At 73.3% G+C, this 22,060-nt stretch carries 18 protein-coding genes; 6 read left to right on the top strand and 12 right to left on the bottom strand.

Going from position 1 to position 22,060, the window contains the following annotated elements; translation table 11 throughout:
* Positions 1–64 precede the first annotated feature (64 nt).
* Positions 65–1,324, bottom strand: a complete 1,260-nt coding sequence (locus tag O7625_RS06440; RefSeq protein ID WP_282345031.1) for a ThiF family adenylyltransferase — start codon at positions 1,322–1,324, stop codon at positions 65–67.
* The gene (locus O7625_RS06435; protein ID WP_157517553.1) at positions 1,321–1,497 is read right to left on the bottom strand and encodes a hypothetical protein; all 177 of its coding nucleotides are present in this window, start codon (positions 1,495–1,497) and stop codon (positions 1,321–1,323) included. Before O7625_RS06435 ends, O7625_RS06440 begins: the two co-directional genes overlap by 4 nt.
* A 216-nt stretch (positions 1,498–1,713) precedes the next feature.
* Here O7625_RS06435 and O7625_RS06430 point away from each other — a divergent pair, with 216 nt between their 5' ends.
* The 4 genes from O7625_RS06430 (at position 1,714) to O7625_RS06415 (ending at position 8,214) form a co-directional block, all read left to right on the top strand.
* On the top strand, positions 1,714–2,772 hold the full coding sequence (locus tag O7625_RS06430) for a polysaccharide deacetylase family protein (protein WP_282345030.1): 1,059 nt from the start codon (positions 1,714–1,716) through the stop codon (positions 2,770–2,772).
* 173 nt (positions 2,773–2,945) lie between these two features.
* On the top strand, positions 2,946–4,979 hold the full coding sequence (locus O7625_RS06425) for a RiPP maturation radical SAM C-methyltransferase (RefSeq protein ID WP_282345029.1): 2,034 nt from the start codon (positions 2,946–2,948) through the stop codon (positions 4,977–4,979).
* Positions 4,970–6,034 carry a hypothetical protein gene (locus tag O7625_RS06420; RefSeq protein ID WP_282345028.1) on the top strand — a complete coding sequence of 355 codons (1,065 nt, stop codon included), beginning with the start codon at positions 4,970–4,972 and terminating at the stop codon, positions 6,032–6,034. Before O7625_RS06425 ends, O7625_RS06420 begins: the two co-directional genes overlap by 10 nt.
* Positions 6,031–8,214 carry a peptidylprolyl isomerase gene (locus tag O7625_RS06415; protein WP_282345027.1) on the top strand — a complete coding sequence of 728 codons (2,184 nt, stop codon included), beginning with the start codon at positions 6,031–6,033 and terminating at the stop codon, positions 8,212–8,214. The genes O7625_RS06420 and O7625_RS06415 overlap by 4 nt, the downstream gene beginning before the upstream one ends.
* A gap of 86 nt (positions 8,215–8,300) precedes the next feature.
* Here O7625_RS06415 and O7625_RS06410 read toward each other — a convergent pair whose 3' ends face one another.
* The 5 genes from O7625_RS06410 to O7625_RS06390 all read right to left on the bottom strand — a co-directional run bounded on the left by O7625_RS06410 (position 8,301) and on the right by O7625_RS06390 (position 12,980).
* Positions 8,301–9,101 carry an ABC transporter permease gene (locus tag O7625_RS06410; protein ID WP_282345026.1) on the bottom strand — a complete coding sequence of 267 codons (801 nt, stop codon included), beginning with the start codon at positions 9,099–9,101 and terminating at the stop codon, positions 8,301–8,303.
* Positions 9,088–9,867 (bottom strand): ABC transporter permease, encoded by a 780-nt coding sequence (locus tag O7625_RS06405; protein WP_282345025.1) that lies wholly within the window; start codon positions 9,865–9,867, stop codon positions 9,088–9,090. The genes O7625_RS06410 and O7625_RS06405 overlap by 14 nt, the downstream gene beginning before the upstream one ends.
* On the bottom strand, positions 9,864–10,844 hold the full coding sequence (locus O7625_RS06400; RefSeq protein ID WP_282345024.1) for an ABC transporter ATP-binding protein: 981 nt from the start codon (positions 10,842–10,844) through the stop codon (positions 9,864–9,866). Before O7625_RS06400 ends, O7625_RS06405 begins: the two co-directional genes overlap by 4 nt.
* On the bottom strand, positions 10,841–12,658 hold the full coding sequence (locus tag O7625_RS06395) for a putative PEP-binding protein (protein WP_282345023.1): 1,818 nt from the start codon (positions 12,656–12,658) through the stop codon (positions 10,841–10,843). The genes O7625_RS06400 and O7625_RS06395 overlap by 4 nt, the downstream gene beginning before the upstream one ends.
* A gap of 169 nt (positions 12,659–12,827) precedes the next feature.
* Positions 12,828–12,980, bottom strand: coding sequence for a hypothetical protein (locus tag O7625_RS06390; protein WP_282345022.1), 153 nt, complete (start codon positions 12,978–12,980; stop codon positions 12,828–12,830).
* A 691-nt stretch (positions 12,981–13,671) separates the two neighbouring features.
* On the opposite strand from O7625_RS06390, the gene O7625_RS06385 reads away from it, so the two are divergent.
* Positions 13,672–15,093 carry a ricin-type beta-trefoil lectin domain protein gene (locus O7625_RS06385; RefSeq protein ID WP_282345021.1) on the top strand — a complete coding sequence of 474 codons (1,422 nt, stop codon included), beginning with the start codon at positions 13,672–13,674 and terminating at the stop codon, positions 15,091–15,093.
* 325 nt (positions 15,094–15,418) lie between these two features.
* Positions 15,419–17,773 (top strand): low temperature requirement protein A, encoded by a 2,355-nt coding sequence (locus O7625_RS06380; RefSeq protein ID WP_282345020.1) that lies wholly within the window; start codon positions 15,419–15,421, stop codon positions 17,771–17,773.
* Between the two features lie 46 nt (positions 17,774–17,819).
* Here O7625_RS06380 and O7625_RS06375 read toward each other — a convergent pair whose 3' ends face one another.
* Genes O7625_RS06375 through O7625_RS06355 form a run of 5 tightly spaced genes read right to left on the bottom strand, consistent with a single transcriptional unit; the run spans position 17,820 to position 22,003 of the window.
* Positions 17,820–19,019, bottom strand: coding sequence for a cellulose binding domain-containing protein (locus O7625_RS06375; protein ID WP_282345019.1), 1,200 nt, complete (start codon positions 19,017–19,019; stop codon positions 17,820–17,822).
* Positions 19,020–19,061: 42 nt separating this feature from the next.
* Positions 19,062–19,565, bottom strand: coding sequence for a hypothetical protein (locus O7625_RS06370; protein WP_282345018.1), 504 nt, complete (start codon positions 19,563–19,565; stop codon positions 19,062–19,064).
* A 21-nt stretch (positions 19,566–19,586) separates the two neighbouring features.
* A complete protein-coding gene (locus O7625_RS06365) occupies positions 19,587–20,051 on the bottom strand; it encodes a hypothetical protein (RefSeq protein ID WP_067304074.1) in 465 nt (154 codons plus the stop codon).
* Entirely contained in the window at positions 20,026–20,661 is a 636-nt protein-coding gene (locus O7625_RS06360; protein ID WP_282345017.1) for a sigma-70 family RNA polymerase sigma factor, read from the bottom strand. Before O7625_RS06360 ends, O7625_RS06365 begins: the two co-directional genes overlap by 26 nt.
* Positions 20,662–20,689: 28 nt before the next feature.
* Positions 20,690–22,003, bottom strand: a complete 1,314-nt coding sequence (locus tag O7625_RS06355; RefSeq protein WP_282345016.1) for a S8/S53 family peptidase — start codon at positions 22,001–22,003, stop codon at positions 20,690–20,692.
* Positions 22,004–22,060 lie beyond the last annotated feature (57 nt).

The following is a 22,060-nucleotide window of genomic DNA, read 5'->3' as shown; positions in this document are numbered from 1 at the left end:
TGTCGCCGGCCGCCTGACACGGTACGGAGGTGCGTGTGCGTCCCAATTCCCCGCCGCCTTTCCGCTAGCCGAAGAAGCCGGCCGCGTCGGGGACCGACGCGGGGTCCGGTACGTGGCACGCGCCGCAGTCGGCCCGCCGGCCGACGTTCGCGCCGTACCACCGCAGGACGGCCGGTTTGGTGAACTCGAACCCCATCTGCGGCCAGCCGGCGTAGACGCCCTCCCGGCGGTTCGCCCAGACGTAGAAGTCCGCCCGCAGGTCCTCGTCGAGGCTGTCGAGACCCCCGCCGGCCCCCCGGGACAGCTCGACGAGTGCCAGCTTGACCATGAGGTTGGACACCGGTGCGATGTCCGACGCCAGCCCCACCTGGATCTGCTGCTCGAGGTCGCCCGGGTCGACGTACGCCTGGGCCTCCTCGCGGGCCTCGCTCAGCCGCGAGTACTCCCGGGGCCGCTGGGCGAGGAACTGCGTGGTGTAGACGCAGGCGAGGCAGGGGCCGTCGAACGGACGGACCCGGAGCACCTCGCCGCCGCAGGCGCGGCTGAGCACCCGACCGAAGACGGTCGGTATCCGGAGGTCCAGCGCGTACTGGTTGAGCATGAACCGGCTGCGGTCGCTGTCCGTCGCCGCCACCAGCAGGTCGACGCCGTCCACCGCCTGCTGGAGTGCCGGCACGTCCTCGACCACGTCGAGGTCGGCCGTGACCACGTCCAGGTCGGGGTTCTTGCCGAGCACCAGGTCACGGACCGCGTTGGTCTTGCGCCGGCCGAGGTCCCCGATCCCGCACGCGTGCCGCGCGACGTTGCCGACCTCGATGCGGTCGCGGTCCACCAGCACCATGCGCCCGATCCCGGACTGGGCGAGGGCGACGGCGATGGCGGATCCGCCGCTGCCCAACCCCACCACGGCGACCGACTTGCGGGCGAGCGCCGCGGTCGGAACGAGACCTTTCGCGCGGACGTACATCTCCCCCTGGACGGGAACGAACTTCACGTCGATCTCCCGGGTGCCGCCGGCGTCGAGGACGATCCGGCCGCGGGCGGTGAGGTCGTCCCCGGTGATCCCGATGTCGACGACCAACCGGACCCCGGCGGGGATCTCCGCCTCCCGGACGGCCGGTCCCCGGTGCAGCCTGACGGTGGCCCGGCAGGGCTGCCCGGAGAAGTGGATGCGGGGCTCGGTCAGGTAGACGTGGAAGACCTCGCCGCCGTCGATGGCCATGCCGAGCGCGGCGGCCTCCGTGTCCCCGGTCTGCTGGAACCGCCGGAACAGCTCGTTGACGTGCTCCTGGTAGAGGAACGCCGTCGGCGGGTGCCCGCTCATCCGAAGTACCCGTCCGCCGCGGTGTTGGTGGCGACGACATCGTCCGGGCTCGGGTTGCTGGTCACGCTGAGCTGCCCGGTCCGGGGGTCGAACACCAGGTCCTGCGAGGGACGCCCCTGGGTGATGTCGGTGAGTGTTTCCTGGATCTTCGCCGGCTGTCGACTCTCGTCCATGGCCGTGTCCTCTCGTCATGCGCCTGCCGGTGGTACCTGACGGACGGCCCGGTTCTCCGGCCCGGTCGCCCGTTCTCGATAATTCGGCTCCGAAAGTTTCCGAAAGTCGTTGACCTTTTCGAAACGTCGCTGCAATACTCCGATTTCACAGCGCCATCAATGGATCTCGATGGATGTGCGCGTCTCAGGTGTCACCACCCCAAGGAGGACCTGCGCATGATCGCCAGAATCGGTGGCACCCGCCGCCCGTCCGCTCCCCGAGCGTCGCGCCGGGCCGTCCGGTTGGCCGCGCTCGCCACCGCCGTGGCGCTGGGCGCCGTCGGGCTCGCGGTCGCCGCGACCCCGTCCAGCGCCGCCGCCTGCAACGGCTACGTCGGTCTCACCTTCGACGACGGGCCGACCGGCAGCACCGGCGCGCTGCTGTCCGTGCTGCGCAACAACAACGTCCGGGCGACCATGTTCAACGTCGGGCAGAACGTGCAGGGCAACCCGTCCGCCGCCCGGGCCCAGGTCGACGCCGGCATGTGGGTCGCCAACCACAGCTGGAACCACGCCCACATGACCTCGATGGGCCAGAGCCAGATGCAGTCGGACCTCTCCCAGACCAACGCGGCGATCCAGTCGGCCACCGGTGTCCGGCCGCAGCTGTTCCGGCCGCCCTACGGCGAGACCAACTCCACCCTCCAGTCGGTCGCCTCGTCGCTCGGCCTGCGCCAGGTGATCTGGGACGTCGACTCCCAGGACTGGAACGGCGCCAGCGTCAGCCAGATCGTCTCCAACGCCGGCCGCCTCCAGGCCGGCCAGGTGATCCTGATGCACGACGGCATCCAGAACACCCGTGACGCGATCCCGCAGATCATGGCCAACCTGAGCAGCCGCAATCTCTGCCCCGGCATGATCTCGCCGAGCACCGGCCGGGCGGTGGCCCCGGACGGCACCCCGCCGACCACCGGCACGCCGACCACCCCGCCCGGCACGCCGACCACCCCGCCGCCCGGCGGCGGGTGCACCGCGACGGCGACGTACCCCAACGTCTGGGGCGACCGGTACAACACGTCGGTGACGGTCCAGGGGGCCGCCAACTGGACCGTGGTGGTGGCGGTGACCGCGCCGCAGCGGATCACCACCACCTGGAACGGCACCCCCAGCTGGGACAGCTCCGGCTACGTGATGACGATGCGCTCCAACGGCAGCGGCAACACCTTCGGCTTCACCACGATGATGAACGGCAACAGCGGCGCCAGGCCCCAGATCCGTTCCTGCACCACCGGCTGAGCGCGGGTGGGTCCACCCGGGCCGCCGGCACGGCCCGGGTGGAAGGTCGGCCGGCCCTCCCCGGACGCGACGGGCTCCCGCGACCGGGGAGGGCCGGCCCACCGGGTGCTGCCCGCCCGATTCATCGATAGGATCGCCTCTCGCGTTCATGCCGACGGCGGGGGCTGGTGTGTATGGCGATGGAACTGCTGCCGCTGGTGGCGGCGACGCCGGGGGCGTCGGCCCACCCGGAGCCCGAGCCACCACCGGCCCGGTCACTGCGGGTCGCGCTGGTCAACATGCCGTGGGCGCGGGTCGACGCGCCGTCCATCCAGTGCGGGTTGCTCCAGTCGGTGGTCCGCGCCGCGGGCCACCGGTGCGACGGGCACTACCTCAACCTCGACTTCGCCGCCGCGCTCGGGGCGCGGACCTACGACGGGCTGGCGGGGCTGCCCAGCGAGCGCCTGCACCTCATCGGCGAATGGCTCTTCTCGTACGCCGCCTTCGGCGAGGTGCTGCCCGAGTCGGCCTACTACCAGGACTTCCCCGAGGTCGAGAAGCAGTGGGCCGAGCTGACCGGCAGGCCCCTCGACGAACTGACCGCGCTGCGCCGGGAGGTGATCCCCGGGTGGTTGCGGGAGTGCGTGCGTCGTATCGACTGGGCCGGGTACGACGTCGTCGGGTTCACCTCCACCTTCCTGCAGAACACCGCGTCGTTGGGGCTGGGCCGGATGCTGCGGGCGGAGCATCCCGACCTGGTCCAGGTGTACGGCGGCGCGAACTTCGACAGCGTGATGGGCGTCGAGTACGCGGCCACCCTGCCCTGGCTCGACTACGTGGTGACCGGCGAGGGCGACGTGGCGTTCCCCCGCCTGCTGGCGCAGCTGGCCGCTGCCGAGCACCCCGCGACGGCCCGCTGCCGGGTTCCCGGCGTGCTCGCCCACAGCGACGCCCCCAGCGTGCCCGCCCCCGACGTGCCTGGCTCCGGCGACCCCGCCCCCGGCGGCGACCCCGCCCCCAGCGGTGACCTCGCGCCCGGCGGCGACCCCGCGCCGGCCCGCGACGCGCCCCGCACCCAGGACCTGGACCGGCTGCCCTTCCCGGACTACGCCGACTACTTCGCGGCACTGGAGCGCCTCGGCCGGGCGACGATCCTCGGCGACGAACCGGTCAAGCTGCCCGTCGAGTTCGCCCGCGGCTGCTGGTGGGGCCAGAAGCACCACTGCACGTTCTGCGGCCTGAACGCGCTCGGCATGGGCTACCGCTCCAAGAGCCCCGACCGCGCCATGTCGGAGCTGTCGGCACTGCTCAGCACCTACCCGACGGTGCACGTCGAGGCGGTCGACAACATCCTCGACATGTCCTACCTCTCGTCGTTCTGCACCGCGCTCGCCGACCGCCGCTGGGACATCCACGTCTTCTTCGAGGTCAAGGCGAACCTCACCCGCGAGCAGTTGGCGGTGCTGCGCCGGGCGGGGATCCTGACCATCCAGCCGGGCATCGAGAGCCTCAGCAGCCACGTGCTCAAGCTGATGCGCAAGGGCTCCACCATGCTGCTGAACGTCCGCCTGCTGAAGTGGGCCCGCTACCACGGGATCCGGGTGGCGTGGAACATGCTGACCGGGTTCCCCGGCGAGACCGACGAGGACTACCGCCGGCAGGTCGAGCTGATCCCGCTGCTGCACCACCTGCACCCACCGGACGGGTGCGGCCGGTTGTGGCTGGAACGCTTCAGCCCCTACTTCACCGACCCCTCGTTCCCGATCTCGGACGTCCGGCCACGGTCGAGCTACCGGCACATCTACCCGGACTCCCTAGACCACTCGCGGATCGCCTACTTCTTCGACTACACGGCGGAGGGGACCGGCAGCGACGAGGCGTTCGAGGCGCTGTCCGCCGCTACCCGACGGTGGCGGCGACGCTGGGCGCAGGACCGGCCGTCCCTGATCTACCAACGGTTGCCGGGGCGGCTGGTGCTGGTCGACACCCGTGGCGCGCAACCCCGCCGGGCCGTCCTCTCCGGCTGGCAGGCCGAGGCGTACGAGCTGTGCGGGGACCGGCCGCACTCGGCCGACCGGGTACGGGCCGAGCTGACCGCCGCCGGGCACCGGGTCACCACCGCCGAGGTCGGCGTCCTGCTGGACCGGTGCTGCCGCTCCGGGGTGATGGTGTCCGAGGACGGCCACTACCTCTCCCTGGCGATCCCGGAGAACCCCGGATGGTGGTGACGGCGCCCGAACGGCTCGCGCTGGCCCGCGAGGTGGCCGCGCGGCTGGCGGCCCGGCCGGGGGTGACGAGCGTCTTCCTCACCGGCAGCATGACCGTGGGCCTGGGCAACCACACCTCCGACGTGGACGTCTACCTCGTCGGGCCGGATGTCGAGGCGGGTCGGGAGCAGGTCTTCGCCGGCCCGGTACGCATCGACGTGCACCGGCTGTCCACCCGGGCGCTGGAGCAGGCGGTCCGGCGGGTGGTGGGGGCGACCCTGCGCAGCGACGACGGCGCGGACGTGGTCGCCCAGCGGGACGTCACCACCGCGCTGCGGCTGCACCTCGGGGAGGTCGTCCGCGACGGTGGGGCGGACGCCCTGCGGGAGACCCTCGGCGGGCACGCGGCCACCCTCCGCCAGCTGTTGATCACCCGATGGCTCGACCTGGCCCACTACGGGCAGGAGGATCTGGCCGGGTTGGTCGACGAGCCCGGGGACGGCGACAGCGCGGTGATGACGGCCCGGCTGCTGCTGCGTACCGCCGGCAAGGCCCTCGCCGCGGGCTGCGGCGACCTGTTCCCCGGCGAGAAGTGGGTCTGGCGGCAGCTCGACCGGTCGGCGCCGGCCGGCTTCCCGCACGACCACTTCCGCCGCCTGCTGCGCGCCGACCCGCTGGCCGCCGGCCCGGCCCCGGTGCGCCTGGCCGACCTGCGCGGCTTCGCCCAGACCTGTCTCGCCGCCACGGCCACCCTCGGCTGGCACGGGGTGCCGCTGGCCCACCAGCCGCGCTGGCGCGGCGGCGACGGGCCGTTGCGGCGGGCGCCGGAGCTGTCCGTCCGCGCCTACCGCGACGGGGTGGTGCTCACCTCGCCGGAGAGCCGCCGGGTCCGATTGAGCCACCAGGCGGCGCTGGTCTGGGCGCTGTGTGACGGCGTCGACGAGTCGACGGTGCGGCACGACGTCGACCTGCTGCGGCCGGTGCACGCCGCCGCCCGTCGGCTGACACCCGAACGGGTGTCCGTGCTCGCCGCCGAACTGGGCACGGCAGGCCTGATCCACCGGGTGGCGGCATGAAGGTGACCTATGCCCGCAGCGACACCCTCGACCTCTTCCTGGCCCTGCACCGCGAGCTGGCCGGGCGCTGTTCGTGGGAGGTGTGCCTGCTGCCCCGACCGGTCGAGCCGGCGGTCGCGGCGCTCCGGGACGGGCTGCGGGGGTGGCGGGCGGCCGGCCTGCCGATCCCGCCGGCCGCCCTGGTCGCACCGGACGGTCCGGCGGCCACCGACGCGGCCACCCGGACGGTGCTGGCCGCGATGGACGCGGCCCGGCCCCGGCTCGCCCCGGCGATCGCCGCCTTCGCCGAACGCCGGGCCGCCGCCGAGGCCGACCTCGACCAGCGGCTCCGCCTGCCCGAGGTGGGCGGGGCACTGGCCGCCGCCATGGGGGTCGCCGGGGAGGCGCTGGAGCTACCGGTGCACCTGGTGCCGTTCGCGCCGTACCCGCCGTCGGTGGGGCTGCTCCTCGACGGTTCCCGGGTGGCCGGCACCTACCTGGACTTCCGACGGTACGTCGGGGCCACCCTGGCGGACGCGACGCTGACCCAGCTGGGCTGGGCGCTGCTGCGCAGCGAGCACGGTCCGGGTCACCTGCTGGGCCGGCTGCGGGCGCTGCTGCCCGGCACCGGGCCGTACCAGCGGCAGCTGCGGTTGCTGCTGACCAAGACGGTGGTGGAGCTGACCGCCGGGCACCTGGTCCGGACGACGGACCCGCAACACCGCCCGTGCGTGGAGGTGCTCGGCACGGCGTGGCGGTTCCCCCGCCTCTACGACCTGGTCCGCCGCCACTGGACGCCCTACCTCGACGGCCACCGGGACCGGGAGGCGGCGCTGGCCGCGATCGCCGCGGAGGCCGCGGCGTACGCCCCCCGGTGGTACACGGAGAACATCGACGGCGCGTCCCTGGCGGCCGACTTCTACCTGCTGGAGTGGTTGGCGGCGCAGGGCGACGCGCCGGCCGCCGAGCGGCTGGCCCGCTGGGCACCCCAGCTCAGCGCCGACTTCGCCGGCCAGCTCGACCTCATCATCGGCACCGAACTCGGCCACTACGAGTGCGCCCGTCCCGACGCGCTCGCCCCGGACCTCGCCGACTTCCTGGCCCGGGTCAACCTCGGCGACAGCCGGGTGGCATGGTGGCGGACCCGCCGCGAACTCGGCGAGATCCCCGCCCTGGACCTCGCGGTGGACGCGTTCGCCGGGCCGGGTGTCGAGTACGGCGGCGAGGCGTGGGCGCCGATCGCCGCGATGCTCCGCCGGTACGCCGCCGGCGAGCTGCCCGCCCGCGTCTTCATCGACCAGTGCTTCACCCTGCAACACAACAACGGCTGTCTCTTCGACAAGTACTTCGAGGCCGAGCACCTGCTGCCGGTGCTCGAAGCGCAGGCCGCCGGTGACCTGGCCACCCTGGCCCGGCACGCGTCCGGAGAGGTGCGCCGTCGGTGGCAGCGCCACCGGTACCGGATCGAGCGCGGGTACTCCCCGCAGTGGCTGGGTGCCGACCGGGCGGTGGACCTGCCGCCGCCGGACCGGCCGCGTACCGGTCGGCTCGTCCTCGGTGCGCCGCCGCCGGGCAGCCTCGGCTGCGGATCCGCCGAGGAGGCCGAGCAGCTGACCGCGTCGCCCGCGGACGCCACCGCGCCCGTACGCGACCGGACCTGGCAGTTCCGCCGTCCGTGGCCGGCGGTGCCGCGACGGTACGCCGCCGCGACCGCGGTCCTGCACACCGGGCTGGGTGAGGTGCGGCTGGAGCTGTGGCCGACGGTGGTGCCGTACACCGTCGACAACTTCGTCGCGCTCGCCGGCGGGGCGCGGAGCTGGCGGGATCCGGTCACCGGCGAGCGACGCGACGACCCGTTCTACGACGGCGTCGCGTTCCACCGCCGGGTGCCGGGGTTCGTGATCGAGGCCGGTGACCGCTCCGGCACCGGCCAGGGTGGCCCGGGCTACCGGATCCCCGACGAGGTACGGCCCGACCAGGTCTTCGACCGGCCGTTCCTGGTGGCGATGGCGAACAACGGGCGGGACAGCGCCGGCTCCCGCTTCTTCGTCACCCTGGCGGCGGCGCGGCACCTGGACGGCGGGTTCGTGCAGTTCGGCGAGGTGGTCGACGACGGCTCGCGGGCCGTGGTGACAGCGATCGCCGGGGCGTCCGGGCCGGTCCGGCTGCTCCGGGTGACGATCGACGCCACGCCCGCCTGAGGTGACGCCGCCCGGTGCCGCCGCTCAGGCGAAGTCGTCGTGCCCGTGCCGTTGCTCAGGCGAAGTCGTCGTGCCCGTGCTGCCGCTCAGGCGAAGTCGTCGTGCCCGTGCCGGTGCGCCCGGCGGATCTGCACGGCGACGACGACGGCGGTCGCACCCAGCCAGCCGATCCCCACGAGAGCCTCGGCCACCAGCTGCCACAGCCAGGGGCCGCCGCGCAGCCAGGAGTGCATCGCGGCGAGCCCGTGCCGGCCCGGCAGGAACGCCCCGACGACGTCCAGCACCGGCACCCGCCCCGGCGGCAGGAACGCCCCGCTGCACAGCATCACCAGGTAGCCCATCAGGTTGCTGGCCAGCGTCTCGGCCCGCCGGCCCACGACGAAGGCGGCGGCGGCCAGGCCCGCCGCGGTCGCGGTGAAGGAGATCAGCAGGTAGACGAACGCCATCGGGGCGAGCCGCAGCGCCAGGTCACCGACCCCGGCGACGGGAGCCACCACGACGGCGGCGACGAGGATCACGACGAAGCCGGCGAGCGGGTACGGCAACGACCGGGCGACGAAGAGGACCGTCGGGTGCAGCCGTCCGGTGCGCAGCCGCCAGAACGTGGCGGAGTCCTTGTCGGCGACCGGCACCTGGGAGACGTACAGGATGTTGGTCATCGCGAGCGCGAGCACCAGCCCGCCGACGTAGGCGAACTCCTGGTGCCGGGTGCCCGCGACGACGCCGCCGAGCAGGGTGAAGAAGAGTGTCTGCAACACCACCCGGGGCAGGATGCTGCCGCCGAGCACCCCCGGCGGGTTCGTGGCGAGGAACTCGCGCCAGCCGAAGCGGACGGCTTCGCCGAGCCGCCACGCCAGCGGGGCGTCGGACAGGCTAGACGAGCTCAAGGCTCCCCCTCCGGCGGCCGGCGTCGACCGCGACGCGCAGGCAGGCGACCGCCGCGACCAGGTAGACCACGGTCAGCGCCACCGCGACCGCCAGCGGCGCGGGGCGGACCGCGCCGGAGCTGAGGCCGACCACGAACTCGTGCACCCAGTGCAGGCTGAGCAGTGTCGGCACCCACCGCAGCCACTGCGGCAGCGCGTCCGGCGGGATCAGCAGCCCACCCAGGATGAAGACCGGATAGATCAGCGCGCCGGACCAGGCCAACCCGTGCCGGGTGACCAGGAACAGGCAGGCGAGCAGCATGCCCAGTGCGGTGCCGGACGCGACGACGACGAGCAGCGCGACGAGCAGCCACAGTGGATGCGGCACGGCGACCCGCAGCCCCAGCAGCACGATCACCACTGCCGCGCTGGCGAGGATCCCGGCGGTGCTGGCGAGCGTCGCACCGAGGCTCCGGCCGAAGAGCACCAGGCTGGGGGAGAACTGGCTGGTGACGCTGCGGGCCAGGGTGCCGTAGGTGCGTTCGCGCCGCAGCACGCCCCCGGCGGTCCACACGGTGGCGCTCCAGATCGCGGTCAGCACTACGGCGGAGACGACGACACTCGCCCGGTCGGCGGTGAGCCGGCGGGTGCCGGCCACGATGGCCAGCAGCGCGACCGGCTGCACGACCGAGACGACGACCACCATCGGCCGGGTACGCATGCCCTGCTGCTCGGCGCGCAGCGCCGTCCAGACCACCCAGGCGGCGGTGGCCAGGCGCTCGTTCACCGGGTGCCCGTCGGGGTGGAACCGTCGGCGGCCGACATGCGGTCCATGACGGTGGCGTAGACGTCCTCCAGGCGTACCGGGGCGACGTCCACCGCCAGCACGTCGAGGCCGGTGAGCGCGGCACCGAGCCGGTCGAAGGTCGCGCCGCCCCACTCCGGCACCCGGAGCCGCACGGTCCAGACCCCGCCCTGCTCCTCGACGTCGTCGAGCGCCACCCCGGACGCGCCGAGCTGCTGCGGCACCGGCCCGCGCCCCCGGACCGTGACCGTGGCGGCGAAGCCCGCCGAGCGGGCGAACTCGGCCGCCGTGGTGTCCATCGTCACCGTTCCCCGGGACAGGATCAGCACCCGGTCCGCCAACCGCTCGATGTCGAGCAGGTAGTGGCTGGTCAGCAGGATCGACACCCCGGTGTCGCGCAACCGTGCGACGGTGCCGCGCAACCGTTCGGCCTCCACCGGGTCGAGGCCGACGGTCGGCTCGTCGAGCAGCAGCAGACGCGGCTCCGCGACCAGCCCGAGCGCGATGTGCAGCCGCTGACGCATGCCCTTCGAGTAGGTCTCCACCGGGCGGCGGGCGGCCTCGGCGAGCCCCACGTCGGTCAGGGCACCGTCCACCTTGTCGCGGATGGCCCGCCGCCCGACCCCGGCGAGCATCGCGAAGTAGCGCAGGTTCTCCCGGCCGGACAGCGCCCCGTAGAAGCCCCGGTCGCCGCCGAACACCACACCGGTCAGTCGCCGGACCGTGCGCAGCTCCCGCCGGACGTCGTGGCCGAAGACCCGGGCGCTGCCCGTGCTGGGCTCCAGCAGGGTGGCCAGGATCTTGGTCAGGGTCGTCTTCCCGGCGCCGTTGCTGCCCAGCAGCCCCACGATCTGCCCCTCGGCGACCTGGAACGACACGTCACGCAGCGCGGTCACCTGGTCCCGACCGCGGCCGAACACCCGTCCCACGCCGGTCACCTCGACCGCCGGTGTGCTCATCGCCCCTCCGTCCCTCGCTCCACGGCGACCGCCACCTGCCCGACGGTCAGCCGGGCCACGGGCAGCCGGGCGGGGGAGCACGACACGTAGTCGGCCCCCAGCCCGACCAGCAGCCGGACCGCCGCCGGGTCGAGTGCGTGTTCGCCGCAGATACCGACGCCGATGTCCGGCCTCACCTTACAAGCGGCGGTGACCGCCTGCCGGACGAGTTCGCCGACCCCGTGGTCGTCCCAGCGGACCATCGGCGACTCGTCGACCAGGCCGAGATCCCGGTAGCGGGGGAGCAGCTCCCGCTCGGCGTCGTCCCGGCACAGCCCCCAGCCGAGCGCGGTCAGGTCGTTGCTGCCGATGGAGAGGAAGTCGGCCCGCCGCGCCAGCTCACCGGCGACGAGCGCGGCGCGCGGTGTCTCGATCATCGCCCCGACCGGCATGGTCTCCGTCCCGGTCCCACCGCACCGCTCGTACGCCTCGGCCAGCCGGTCACGGACCAGGTCCAGTTCGGCCGGCACGGTCACCATCGGCACCAGCAGCTCGGGGCGGGGGTCGCCGCCGTCCCGGCGGACCAACCGGGTCGCCTCGACCAGCGCGGTGAGCTGCGCCGCCAGCAACCGCGGGTCGAGGACGCCCAACCGGATGCCCCGGACGCCGAGCATCGGGTTGGTCTCGTGCAGCCGCCGGGCGGCGGCGAGCGTCACCGGGTCGGGTCCGGCCCCGCCGCCGGCCCGCGCCTCGGCGGCGGCGACCTCCAGCCGGGTCAGGTCGGGGAGGAACTCGTGCCGGGGCGGATCGAGCAGCCGGATGGCCACCGGCAGCCCGTCCATGGCCCGCAGCAGGGCGACGAAGTCGTCGCGCAGCACGTCCCGCAGGTGGTCGAGGGCCTCGGACGTCCCGGCGCTGCCGGTGCCGGTCAGCACCCTGGCCAGCAGCGGCTGCCGCTCGCCGAGCAGCATGTGCTCGATCCGGCAGAGCCCGACGCCGGTGGCGCCCGCCCGCCTGCCGGCCTCGGCGTCGGCGGGTGAGTCGGCGTTGACCCGGACGGCGAGGCGGGCGTGCCGGTCCGCCACGGCGAGGATCCGGTCCACCGCCGGTCCGGTGTGGTCGGTGCGGGTGGTGGGCGCGGTGGGCGGGTCACCCCGGTGGACGGTGCCGGCGGAGCCGTCCACGGTCACCCGGTCTCCGGGCCGGACCGGCTCCCCGTCGTCGGGGCGCAGGCAGGGCTCGTCCGGGTCGACGGTGGCGTCGCGTAGCGCGGTCACGCAGACCCGGCCGAGCCCACGGGTGACCACTGCCGCGTGCGAGGTGTTGCCGCCCTGCTCGGTGACCACGGCGGCGGCGGCGAGCAGGCCGGGCAGGTCCTGCGGTCTGGTGACGGGGAGGATCAGTACCGGGTCGGTCCCCTCCTGACGGGCCGCCACCGCGGCGTCGGCGCTGAAGACGGCGACGCCGCCGGCCACGCCCGGTGCGACGCCCCGACCGCGGCAGAGCACCGGGAGGCCGGTGACCCGGCCGGCAGGTGCCAGCACCCGGGTCAGGTCGGTCGCGCGGACCATGCCGAGGGCGTCCCGTTCGGTGAGCGCGCCCTCGTCCAGCAGCGCCGCGACGTGGGTGAGCAGCGCGGCGTCCCGGAGTACGAGCGGGGTCACGGCGACGATCCGGAGGCGGTGCGCCCGGACCGTGAACTCGACGCGTACCGGCAGGCCGGCATCGCGGTGGGAGGACTCCACCACGGCGGTCAGCTCCGCGCCCCACGGCTGTCCGGCGGCGGTCGCGGCGAGGTCCCGGCCGCCGTGCAGGAGCAGGTGAGCGCCGGTCACGCCGAACTGGAACTGACCCGAGAGCCCGGGTCGCCCCGTGCCCGGGTCGCACGAATAGGCGAGACCACTACCGGAATCGGTGCTCAGCCTGTGTCTCCCGTCATGGACGTGGAGACTCCGGCGAGTGGACGGCCACCCGCCGGATCCCCCGTGATCTGGTGCGTGGTCGTCAGCCCCGGACGGCGTCGACGTGGACGCCGAACAGGTACGTCCGGTCCGCCACCTTGATGGCCTCCTCGTTGCTGATCGGGGCGAAGTCCAGCTCCGCCAGATCCTCCTGGATGTCCTTCGGAAGCGCGTTCTCGCGCGTGTCGCTCGTCATATCGGCGACGATACATGCGCCCGGACAGCCCGGCGAGTCCGGAGAACCGTCCGGCGCTGTTCCGGGCCGGTGTCGGAACATTTCCGGGACGGCCCGGACGGTACGTCGGATCGCTGCTCAGCGGGCTTCCACACGGGCGTCCGAATCTGTTGCTCCGAGCCGGTCCCGTCGTCCTGCCGGCGTTGTTGCGGCTTCGTCCCGAATGGCGCGAGACATATCGACGTCAACCGCACTGATCCGGTTCTACCGTGGCGGTCCCGGCGCTTCCGGCCGGTCGGCGATGGGCGGTCGGTGGGCGGTGGGCGGTGGGTCGAAACTATCGGGGCGGTCGCCCGAAACTACCGGTTGAAAACCCCGGGCCAGTCTGGCACTGTAGTAAGACATTGATGAGTGTGAACGTTAACACGATCTTGGCGACCCTGGAGGCGTCTCATGCCCGTCGGGACGACCCGCACGGGTCCGTGCCCGGCCACCGGCCCGGAGCACGTGTGGACGCCGCCGGCCAGGCCCGGGAGCGACCCGCTCGCCGGCCGGGCCGTGCCCTGAACTCCGGCGGCGACCGACGCCCCGCACCGTCCCGGCCGGTCCCGCCGACGTGGCCCCCGACCGGACGACACCCGCGGGCGGCCCCGGCACCGGCCGGGGCGTCCGTACCGCACCACCCACCACCCACCACCAGGAGGTACCGACAGTGCGAGGACAGGCATACCACCCCCCGCCCCCGGAGCGCACCCACGCCGCAACGGCGCACCGCGGCCGGCGGGGACGGCTGGTCAAGCTGGCCGCGGCCGGGGTCGCCGCCGCCGTCGCCGGACTGCTCACCATGACGGTGGCCTCCGGATCGGCGTCCGCCGCCGACAACCCGTACCAGCGGGGACCGGACCCCACCCGGAGCAGCGTCGCGGCCGTGAACGGCCCGTTCGCCAACACCTCGGTCGCCGTCCCGACCGGGTACGGCTTCAACGGCGGCCGGATCTACTACCCGACCGACACCAGCCAGGGCACCTTCGGCGCCATCGCTATCTCGCCGGGGTACACCGCGCTGTTCTCCGTCGAACTGGCCTGGATGGGGCCGTGGCTGGCCTCCCACGGCTTCGTCGTGATCGGCATCGAGACCAACAGCCGTAACGACTTCGACACCGCCCGGGGCACCCAGCTGCTCGCCGCGCTGGACTACCTGACCCAGCAGAGCCCGGTACGCGACCGGGTCGACCCCAACCGGCTGGCCGTCTCCGGTCACTCCATGGGCGGCGGTGGGGCGCTGAGCGCCGCCATCCGGCGCTCCTCGTTGAAGGCCGTGGTCGGCATCGCCCCGTACTCGCCGTCGTCGAACCTGGCCAACGACCGGGTGCCCACCATGGTCTTCGCCGGGCAGGCGGACACGGTGGTCACCCCGTCCTACGCCACCGGCCTCTACAACAGCCTCCCGGCCACCACCGAGAGCGCCTACCTGGAGGTCGCGGGCGCCGACCACGGGTTCATGGTCGGCCGGTCGAACCCGGTGCTGATCCGGACCATGCTGCCGTTCCTCAAGATGTTCGTCGACAACGACGCCCGGTACAGCCAGTTCCTCTGCCCGCTGGCGGACAACAGCGGCGTGGTCAGCTACCGCAGCACCTGCCCGCTGCTGCCGACGACGCCGACCACCCCGCCGCCGACCCCGTCGGACACCCCGCCGCCGACGCCGAGCGGCACCCCGACCACGCCGCCGACCACCGGCCCGCCCGGCACCGCCAGCCTGGTCGTCGGTACGCAGTCCGGCCGCTGCCTCGACGTGCCCAACGCCTCCCGCGCCAACGGCACCCGGGTCCAGCTCTGGGACTGCAACCGGCAGGCCAACCAGCAGTGGACGTACACCTCGACCAGACAACTACGGGTGTACGGCGACATGTGTCTGGACGCGGCGGGCTCCGGCAACGGCGCGGCGGTCCAGATCTACGGCTGCCACGGTCAGCCGAACCAGCAGTGGACCGTCAACGCCAACGGCACTATCAGCGGTGTGCAGTCCGGGCGGTGCCTGGACGTCTGGAGCACGGCCAACGGCGCACAGGTCCAGCTCTACGACTGCCACGGGCAGACCAACCAACGGTTCACCTTTACGCCCGTCGCCTGACGGTCCGGGCGGGTCACCGCCCGGCACGGCCCGGGACTGCTTCCGCCGGGCCGGCACCTCCCTGAGCCGGGAGGTGCCGGCCCGGCCCCGCGCCGGGGAGCCGCCCCCGCCGGTCACCGACGCCGCTGCCCGGCCGCGCTGCCCGGTGCGGCGTCGGTGCGTCCGCCGCCGCCCGGCCGGCGTGTTCCCCCGCGCTAATCGACGTTGGCGGGACAAGCTGTGTCCGGTTTGCGAGGCTTAGCGGGTGCGGAGGGACGATCCCGCGCCCCACCCGACAGCCGGGGGGCGGCGTCTGGTGGCCCGTGACCCCGGGGCCATCGGCGATGTGAGCTGGGTCGAGCTCTTCGTCGACCTGCTCTTCGTGTTCGCGTTCCTGGCCGTCACCACGCTGATGGGCGCGCACTTCAGCCCTCTCGGGTTGGTCCAGGGCGTACTCGTGATCCTATTGCTCTGGCACTGCTGGACACCGTGCGTGTGGCTCGGCAACGTGGTGCACCTCGACCGGGGGATCATGCCCCCGATCATGCTCGGCATCGCCGCCGCCCTGATGGTGATCGGGGTCGCGATACCCGAGGCGTTCACCGACCGGCCGGGCGGGCTGCCCGGCCCGCTGGTGCTGATCTGTGGATACCTGCTGATCCGGGCGACCGCCATGGTCGTCCTCACGTTCGTCAGCCACCGGGGCGAGGGCGGACGGCGGTCGGTGGTGGTCGCATGGTTGATCTTCATCGTCGGCGGGCTGGTGCTGCTCGCCTCCGCCGTGGTGCCGCCCCTGCTCCCGGCGACGGTCGACGCCGCACCGGTGCAGATGGCGCTGTTCGCGGGAGCCCTCCTGATCGACTCGCTCATCCTCGTGGTGGCCAGCCGGGGTGGCTGGCGGGTCGTCTCGCCGTGGCACCTGGCCGAACGGCACGCCCTCATCGTGCTCATCGCGCTCGGCGAGACGATCATCTCGATCGGCGCCAGCGAAGGGCTCGGGGTGGACCGCCCGGTGACCGCCCAGCTGGCGGGCGGGGCCGTACTGGGCATCACCGTGGTCTTCGTGCTGTGGTGGAGCTACTTCGACCTGGCCAAGGTGATCATCGAACGGGCGCTGAACGCCAGTGCCGGGAAGGACCGCGCCCGGGTCGGGCGCGACGTCTACAGCGGGCTGCACCTGCCCATGATCGGCGGGTTGATCTTCTTTGCGCTGGGGCTCAAGCACCTCAACACGCACGGCACCCCGGGCGGCACGCACCCGTGGCCCTCGGCCGGCACCATCATCCTGTACGGCGGGGTGCTGCTCTACCTCGGCGCGCTCGTCGCGGTGGAGTGGCGGGCGGTCCGGCTGCTGGGCCGCGGTCCGCTGACCGGGGTGGCGCTGCTGGCGGTGCTGTTGACGGTGGTCGGACGGCTATCCGAGGTGCAGGCGCTCGTGGTGCTGGTCGTCGCCGCCTGCGCGATGTTGGTGCTGGACAACACCGCCTTCCGGCATCGGCACCGCCGACTCCACGCGTCCGTCGAGGGCGACCTCCCCGTCGGGTCGGTCGAACCTCGGGAACTCTTCGTCGACCTGGTGTTCGTTTACGCCTTCATCGAGGTCACCGCGGTGATGAACCGCTTTCCGACGCTGCTCGGACTGGCCCAGGGCATGATCCTGCTGGCGCTGCTCTGGTGGGCCTGGACGTCGTACACCTGGCTCGCCAACGCGGTCCGGCAGGACAGCACGCTGCTACGGCTGAGCACGGCGGGGATCATGATGGCGGTGCTGCTGATCGGGCTGGCGATCCCCCAGGCGTTCGTCCCGCTGCCCGGCAGCCTGCCCGGGCCCCTCCTGGTCATCGGGTGCTACGTCGTCATCCAACTGCTGCAGGGGCTGATCTTCCGGCAGATCGTCCGCGAGAATCCCGACCTGCGGGGCGGCCACAGCCGGGTGGCCGCCACCACGGCCACCCTCCTGATCCTGACCGGGATCGCCGTCATCGAGGTGATCGCCCCCGAACGGGTGAGCCGCCATCCGGCCATGACGCTGCTCTGGGCCGCCGCGCTGGTCGTGCAGTACGTCGGCGGTTACCGGGCCGGTGAGCGGCTGTGGCAGATCCGCCTGGTCCGGCACTGGGCCGACCGGCACGCCCTGGTCATCCTGATCGCCTTCGGCGAGGCGGTCCTCTCCATCGGCGTCGCCTTCGACGACCGGCCGATCTCCGCCCCCACGCTGATGGTCGTCGTCGCGACCGTGGTAGCCCTCGGCACCCTGTGGTGGAGCTACTTCACCGGCATCGACGCGGCCCGGATCGCGCTCGTGGCCCTGACGGGGGACCGCCGGATACGCACCGCCCGGGACGCCTACACCTACCTGCACCTGCCGATGGTGGCCGGCATCGTCCTGGTCGCCTACGGTCTCCACCAGACCCTGGCCGCCTCCCAGGAGCGGCACAGCGCCCTACTGGGCCACTACACGCTGTTCCTCGGGGTGGCGCTGTACCTGGCCGGCAACCAGTTGTTCTGGCTACGGATCTTCCGGACCACCAGCCGGCACCGGTCCATCGGCGCGGGGGTGGTCACCGTGCTCGCACCGCTGACGGTGGCGCTGCCGTCCGTCGTCTCCCTGCTGCTGCTCACCGTGCTCGGGGTCGGCTTCGCCGTCGTCGAGGCGGTGCAGCAGGGCGACCCGCGTACCCGGCTGCCGGCCCGGACGTGACCCCGGGTCACCGGCCCACACCCGGGGCCGCCCCGGCGGCGTGCGCTCAGCCGACGGTGCAGGGCCTGCCGTTGAGCACGAAACCGGTCGGCGGCGCGTTGCTGGTGTTCCATCGTCCCTGCATGCCGAAGCTCGCCGAGCCGTCCGCCGCGAGGACCCGGTTCCAGTCGACGTTGCTGGCCGTCACCGTCGTACCGCTCTGGTCGACCGTGGCGTTCCAGGCGGAGGTGATCTGCTGGTCGCCCCGGAGGTCGAAGGTGAGCGTCCAGCCGTCGACCGGTGTCGCCGCGGTGTTCTGGACCGTCACGACGGCGACGAATCCCCCCTGCCACTCGGACTGGTTCTGGTAGCCCACCCGGCAGGTGGGCGGCGGTGGGGTGGGCGGAGTGGGCGGGGTGGTCGTCGTCGGCGCGGTGACGGTGTTGGAGGCGATCGACACGTTGCCCGCCGCGTCCCTGGCCCGCACGTAGAACAGGTTGCGCAGCGGGGTCGACGTCGGGAGCGTGACGGTGTACGTCGTCACCGGCACGGTGGCGACCACGACCGAGGTGAACCAGCCGTCGAAGCGGTAGACGTTGTAGCCGCGGACGCCGACGTCGTCGGTCGACGGCGACCAGGAGAGCGTCGCGGTCGAGTCGGTCACGTCGCCGATGGTCAGGTTCTGCGGAGCGGACGGCGGGGTGGTGTCCGGTCCGGTGTCGGTCACCGGCGTGACCACGGTCACCGCGTCCGACGAGACGGAACGGTGCCCGACGCTGTCCCGGGCGGAGATCCGGAACGAGTACTGCCGGCCCGCGCCGATGTAGTTGCTGATCGTGGTGGTGGTGACGTTCCCGACGCTGGCCGACATGACGACGTCGTCGAAGGCCATGTAGTACGTGATGTCGTAGCCGACGATGGCGCAACAGCCGGGCGTCGCGGCCGTCCAGGTGAGGGTGACCGATCCCGTCCGCACCTGGCTGGCGGCGACGTTCGTGGGGGCACCCGGCGGGAAGGGCGAGGTGTTCGGGGTGGTGGACGGTGCGGTCGGACCCGGCGGCGTGGCCGTGGCCTGCCCCGGGACGGGCGCCGCGACGCCTGCGGGCGCGGGGTGCCCGATCGCCGCCGGGACGGGCGCCGTGGTGCCCGCACCGGCCGCCGGACCGGCGGTCAGCCCGGCACCGAGCACCGCGATCGACGAGACGACGGCGGCCACCAGGCCGGGCCGGGCGCGCCGGAACGGCGGGGACAAGGGGACGCCAACCATGGCTCAACAATGCGGCAAGACATCGATAAGCGCCAACATGTCTCACTCTTCGGTCGGCATTGCCGCCTTCTCGGTGGGCCAGATCTGAATGAGGTGCCGCTCGACGGGGTGCCCGGGGCCGAACGGCAGGTGCCCGACCGCGTGCCCGCCCGCGACGTGGATCCGGATCCGGTACCAGGAGTCGGGGGCGCCGACGAAGGTGGGGAGCTGCGGGGGCGGGTCGGCGAAGTGGGAGTCCACCGACACCATGCCGCTGACCGTGTGCTGGCTGACCTCCACGATGCGGTGCCATCCGTCGGCCCGGACGCGCGGTGACCTGCGGTGGATCTCCAGTCGCACCCGCAACGGGCCGTGGAAGGTGCCGGTGCTGATCAGCGCCCCGGTCGACCCCAGCGCCACCACCCCGTTGCCCGTCGCGGCGTCCGGAAGGATCTCCGGTGCCCCGTCGTGGTCGACGAGTTCGTAGCAACCGTGTGCGCTCACCACCACGTCCTCGCCGTACGCCACGGGTCCGGCGGGCTCGGGCGGGACGTGGCGGGAATCCATCGCCCCATCCTGGCAGCCGCCTCAGCGCAGGCAGACCCAGGCGGTGGAGACCGCGTACCCGACGGTGCGTGCACACAACTGGACCGGACCCGACGGCGGTACGCCCAACGAGAAGAAACCCACCGCGTCCACCGGCGCCTCGTCGTAGGTGCCGGCGGCGGTACGGGCACTCACCCGTCCACCGCTGGAGGGGGAGAGCTGCCCGACGATCCCGGCGTCGGTCACCTCGATCTCCACCACCACCGATCCGCTGCGGAAGGAGAGCGTCCGGGCGGACGCGGCGGACCGGGTCATGCCGACCAGCTCGGCGTCCACCGCGGAGTCGAAGGTCAGCTCGGCGACGGCCAGCTCGGAATCCACCGTACGCCAGGTGAACGCCGCCAACGCCGCGCTCAGGTACGCCTCCGAGACCGGACCGGTGTCCCACAGCGCCGCGCCCAGCTCCGTCGTCAGCGCCTCGTCATCGACCGGCGGCCACGGCTCCATCCGGATCACCCCCGTTCGTACCGATGACTGACGCCCCGAGGAACTCGACGATCGCCGGGCATTCCCGCAGCCTACGCAGGCAACGGGCCTGCGTGGGGCCGATGCTGCCGAGGGGGATGCCCAACCGGGCGGCGACCTCCCGGTAGCTCATCGGCGGATCGGCCGTCAGCAGCGCCAACAGCGCCTGGCAGCGGGACGGGAGCTGCACGAAGCCCGCGCGCAACACCTGCCGCCGCTCCGCCCGCAGCAACTCGTCGTCCGGGGCGACCGCGGCCGACTCCCGGGCGAAACCGTGGTAGGTCTCCAGCGAGTCGTCGTACGGGTCGACGGGCTGAGCCCGCCGGCTCAGCCGGGACACCCGGTAGCACTCGCGTCGGGTGGTGGTGGCCAGCCAGCCCGGCAGCGCCTCGGGTTCCCGTACCCGGCCGAGCTGCTCGACCAGGCGGAGCCAGACAGTCTGGTTGACGTCGGCCGCGTCGGCCGGACCGAGGTCGTACGCCCGGATGACCGAGTACACGAGCGGGGTGAACCGGCGTACCAGCTCGGCCCAGGCCTCCTCGTCGCCACCGGCGGCGGCGGCGAGCAGGCTGGTCACGCTGGTGCCGGTCACCGGGCCACCGCCCGACCTCTGACGCGGCTCATCCGACGAGCACCCCGTAGTCGGGATGCCAGCGGGGAGCGGCGAGCAGGGCCGTGCGGGCCTCGGCCGCGCTGAGGTCCCCGCCGGTCATCAGGGCGGCCAGCCGCCCGGAGACGTGCCCGGTGGCGAACGAGGTGCCGGCCCAGACGGCGAACCCGTGGAACTGCCGCACCGGTCGGCCGGGCAGGAGCAGCTGACCCTCGACGTAGGTGCTGTGGCGCTCACCGATGGCGCAGGCGTCCACCCAGGGGCCGAAGCAGCTGTCGGCCGCCGGCACCAGCCCGCCGCTCGTCTGGCTGACCGCCGCGACCGCCACCACCCGGTCCAGGGCGGCGGGCCAGAGCGGACGGCTGGTGCCGGCGTTGCCCGCGGCCGCGACCACGGCGCTCGTCGCCGGCAGCGCGGCCACCGCGTTGGCCAGCGGCAGGGAGGGCAGGTCGTCCAGGGTGTACCCGCCCAGCGAGAGGTTGAACACGGAGACCTGCGGGGCGAGCCGGCCCAGGGCGGCCACCACCGTCGACTCGTCCCCCACACCGGTCGGATCCAGCGCCTGCTCCGGGTCGACGCGTACCCCCGGCGCGGCCTGCCGGACCAGCCCCGCGATGAAGGTGCCGTGCCCGCCCTGCAGGGCGAGCACGTCGGTGTGCAGGTAGAGCGGGTCCTCGTCGTCGGTCTGCGGCAGGTAGGCGCCGCCGAGCCACTGGGGGTGACAGGTGCCGGCCTGCCGCCAGATGCCGGTGTCGCAGATCCCCACGGTGACGCCTGCGCCCTGGTCGAGCCGGGTCGGGTCGGGTGGCGGCAGCGCCGCGGCGGCGCGGGGTGGCGTGCCCGGGTTGCCCATGATGTTGCCGAGACCGAGCAGCACGTGGTGCGGTTGTGCCGCCGGGACGGTCTGGCCGGGCCACTGGCGCGGGTCGCGCAGCTTTGTCACCAGGCCGGGGATGTCGGTCTCCCGGTCGAACAACAGGCGGGTGACACCGGCGAAGCCGGCGCCGACCGTCACCGGGTGGTTCTGGTTGCGCAGCCAGGTGGTGACCCGTTTGACGTCGGCGTCGGCGGCGAGCAGCTGGCGGGGCCGGTAGAGGATCTCCCGGCCGGGTGCGGTGTACCGGCGGACGTTCTGGTCGGCCGCCAGCGCCGCCTCGAAGGCCTGCTGGTAGGCGGTGGCGTCGGAGTCGCCGCCGAGGGCCGGGGCCGGGCGCGGCATCACGCCGAACGGGGCCGCCGCCGCGAGCGCGGACAGCGCCAGGACCCGCCGCCGGGACAGCCGGCCGCCCGGCTCCGGCACGGTGGGGTGGTCGGACGGCGGCACGGATCCTCCATGCTCTTGCGAGAAGCGTGCCCACCGATGGCGGGCGCGGCGAATTCC

It is taken from the genome of Micromonospora sp. WMMD714 (assembly GCF_029581315.1).
Lineage (GTDB): Bacteria > Actinomycetota > Actinomycetes > Mycobacteriales > Micromonosporaceae > Micromonospora > Micromonospora rifamycinica.
The sequence above is the reverse complement of the archived record's forward strand: the minus strand, read 5'-3'. Positions and strand labels throughout refer to the sequence as shown.

Excerpts from the sequence above, each read along its gene's own strand:
- O7625_RS06440 (WP_282345031.1), bottom strand. The coding sequence starts at position 1,324 with ATGAGCGGGCACCCGCCGACGGCGTTCCTCTACCAGGAGCACGTCAAC.
- O7625_RS06435 (WP_157517553.1), bottom strand. The coding sequence starts at position 1,497 with ATGGACGAGAGTCGACAGCCGGCGAAGATCCAGGAAACACTCACCGAC.
- O7625_RS06430 (WP_282345030.1), top strand. The coding sequence starts at position 1,714 with ATGATCGCCAGAATCGGTGGCACCCGCCGCCCGTCCGCTCCCCGAGCG.
- O7625_RS06425 (WP_282345029.1), top strand. The coding sequence starts at position 2,946 with ATGGCGATGGAACTGCTGCCGCTGGTGGCGGCGACGCCGGGGGCGTCG.
- O7625_RS06420 (WP_282345028.1), top strand. The coding sequence starts at position 4,970 with ATGGTGGTGACGGCGCCCGAACGGCTCGCGCTGGCCCGCGAGGTGGCC.
- O7625_RS06415 (WP_282345027.1), top strand. The coding sequence starts at position 6,031 with ATGAAGGTGACCTATGCCCGCAGCGACACCCTCGACCTCTTCCTGGCC.
- O7625_RS06400 (WP_282345024.1), bottom strand. The coding sequence starts at position 10,844 with ATGAGCACACCGGCGGTCGAGGTGACCGGCGTGGGACGGGTGTTCGGC.
- O7625_RS06390 (WP_282345022.1), bottom strand. The coding sequence starts at position 12,980 with ATGACGAGCGACACGCGCGAGAACGCGCTTCCGAAGGACATCCAGGAG.
- O7625_RS06375 (WP_282345019.1), bottom strand. The coding sequence starts at position 19,019 with ATGGTTGGCGTCCCCTTGTCCCCGCCGTTCCGGCGCGCCCGGCCCGGC.
- O7625_RS06370 (WP_282345018.1), bottom strand. The coding sequence starts at position 19,565 with ATGGATTCCCGCCACGTCCCGCCCGAGCCCGCCGGACCCGTGGCGTAC.
- O7625_RS06365 (WP_067304074.1), bottom strand. The coding sequence starts at position 20,051 with ATGGAGCCGTGGCCGCCGGTCGATGACGAGGCGCTGACGACGGAGCTG.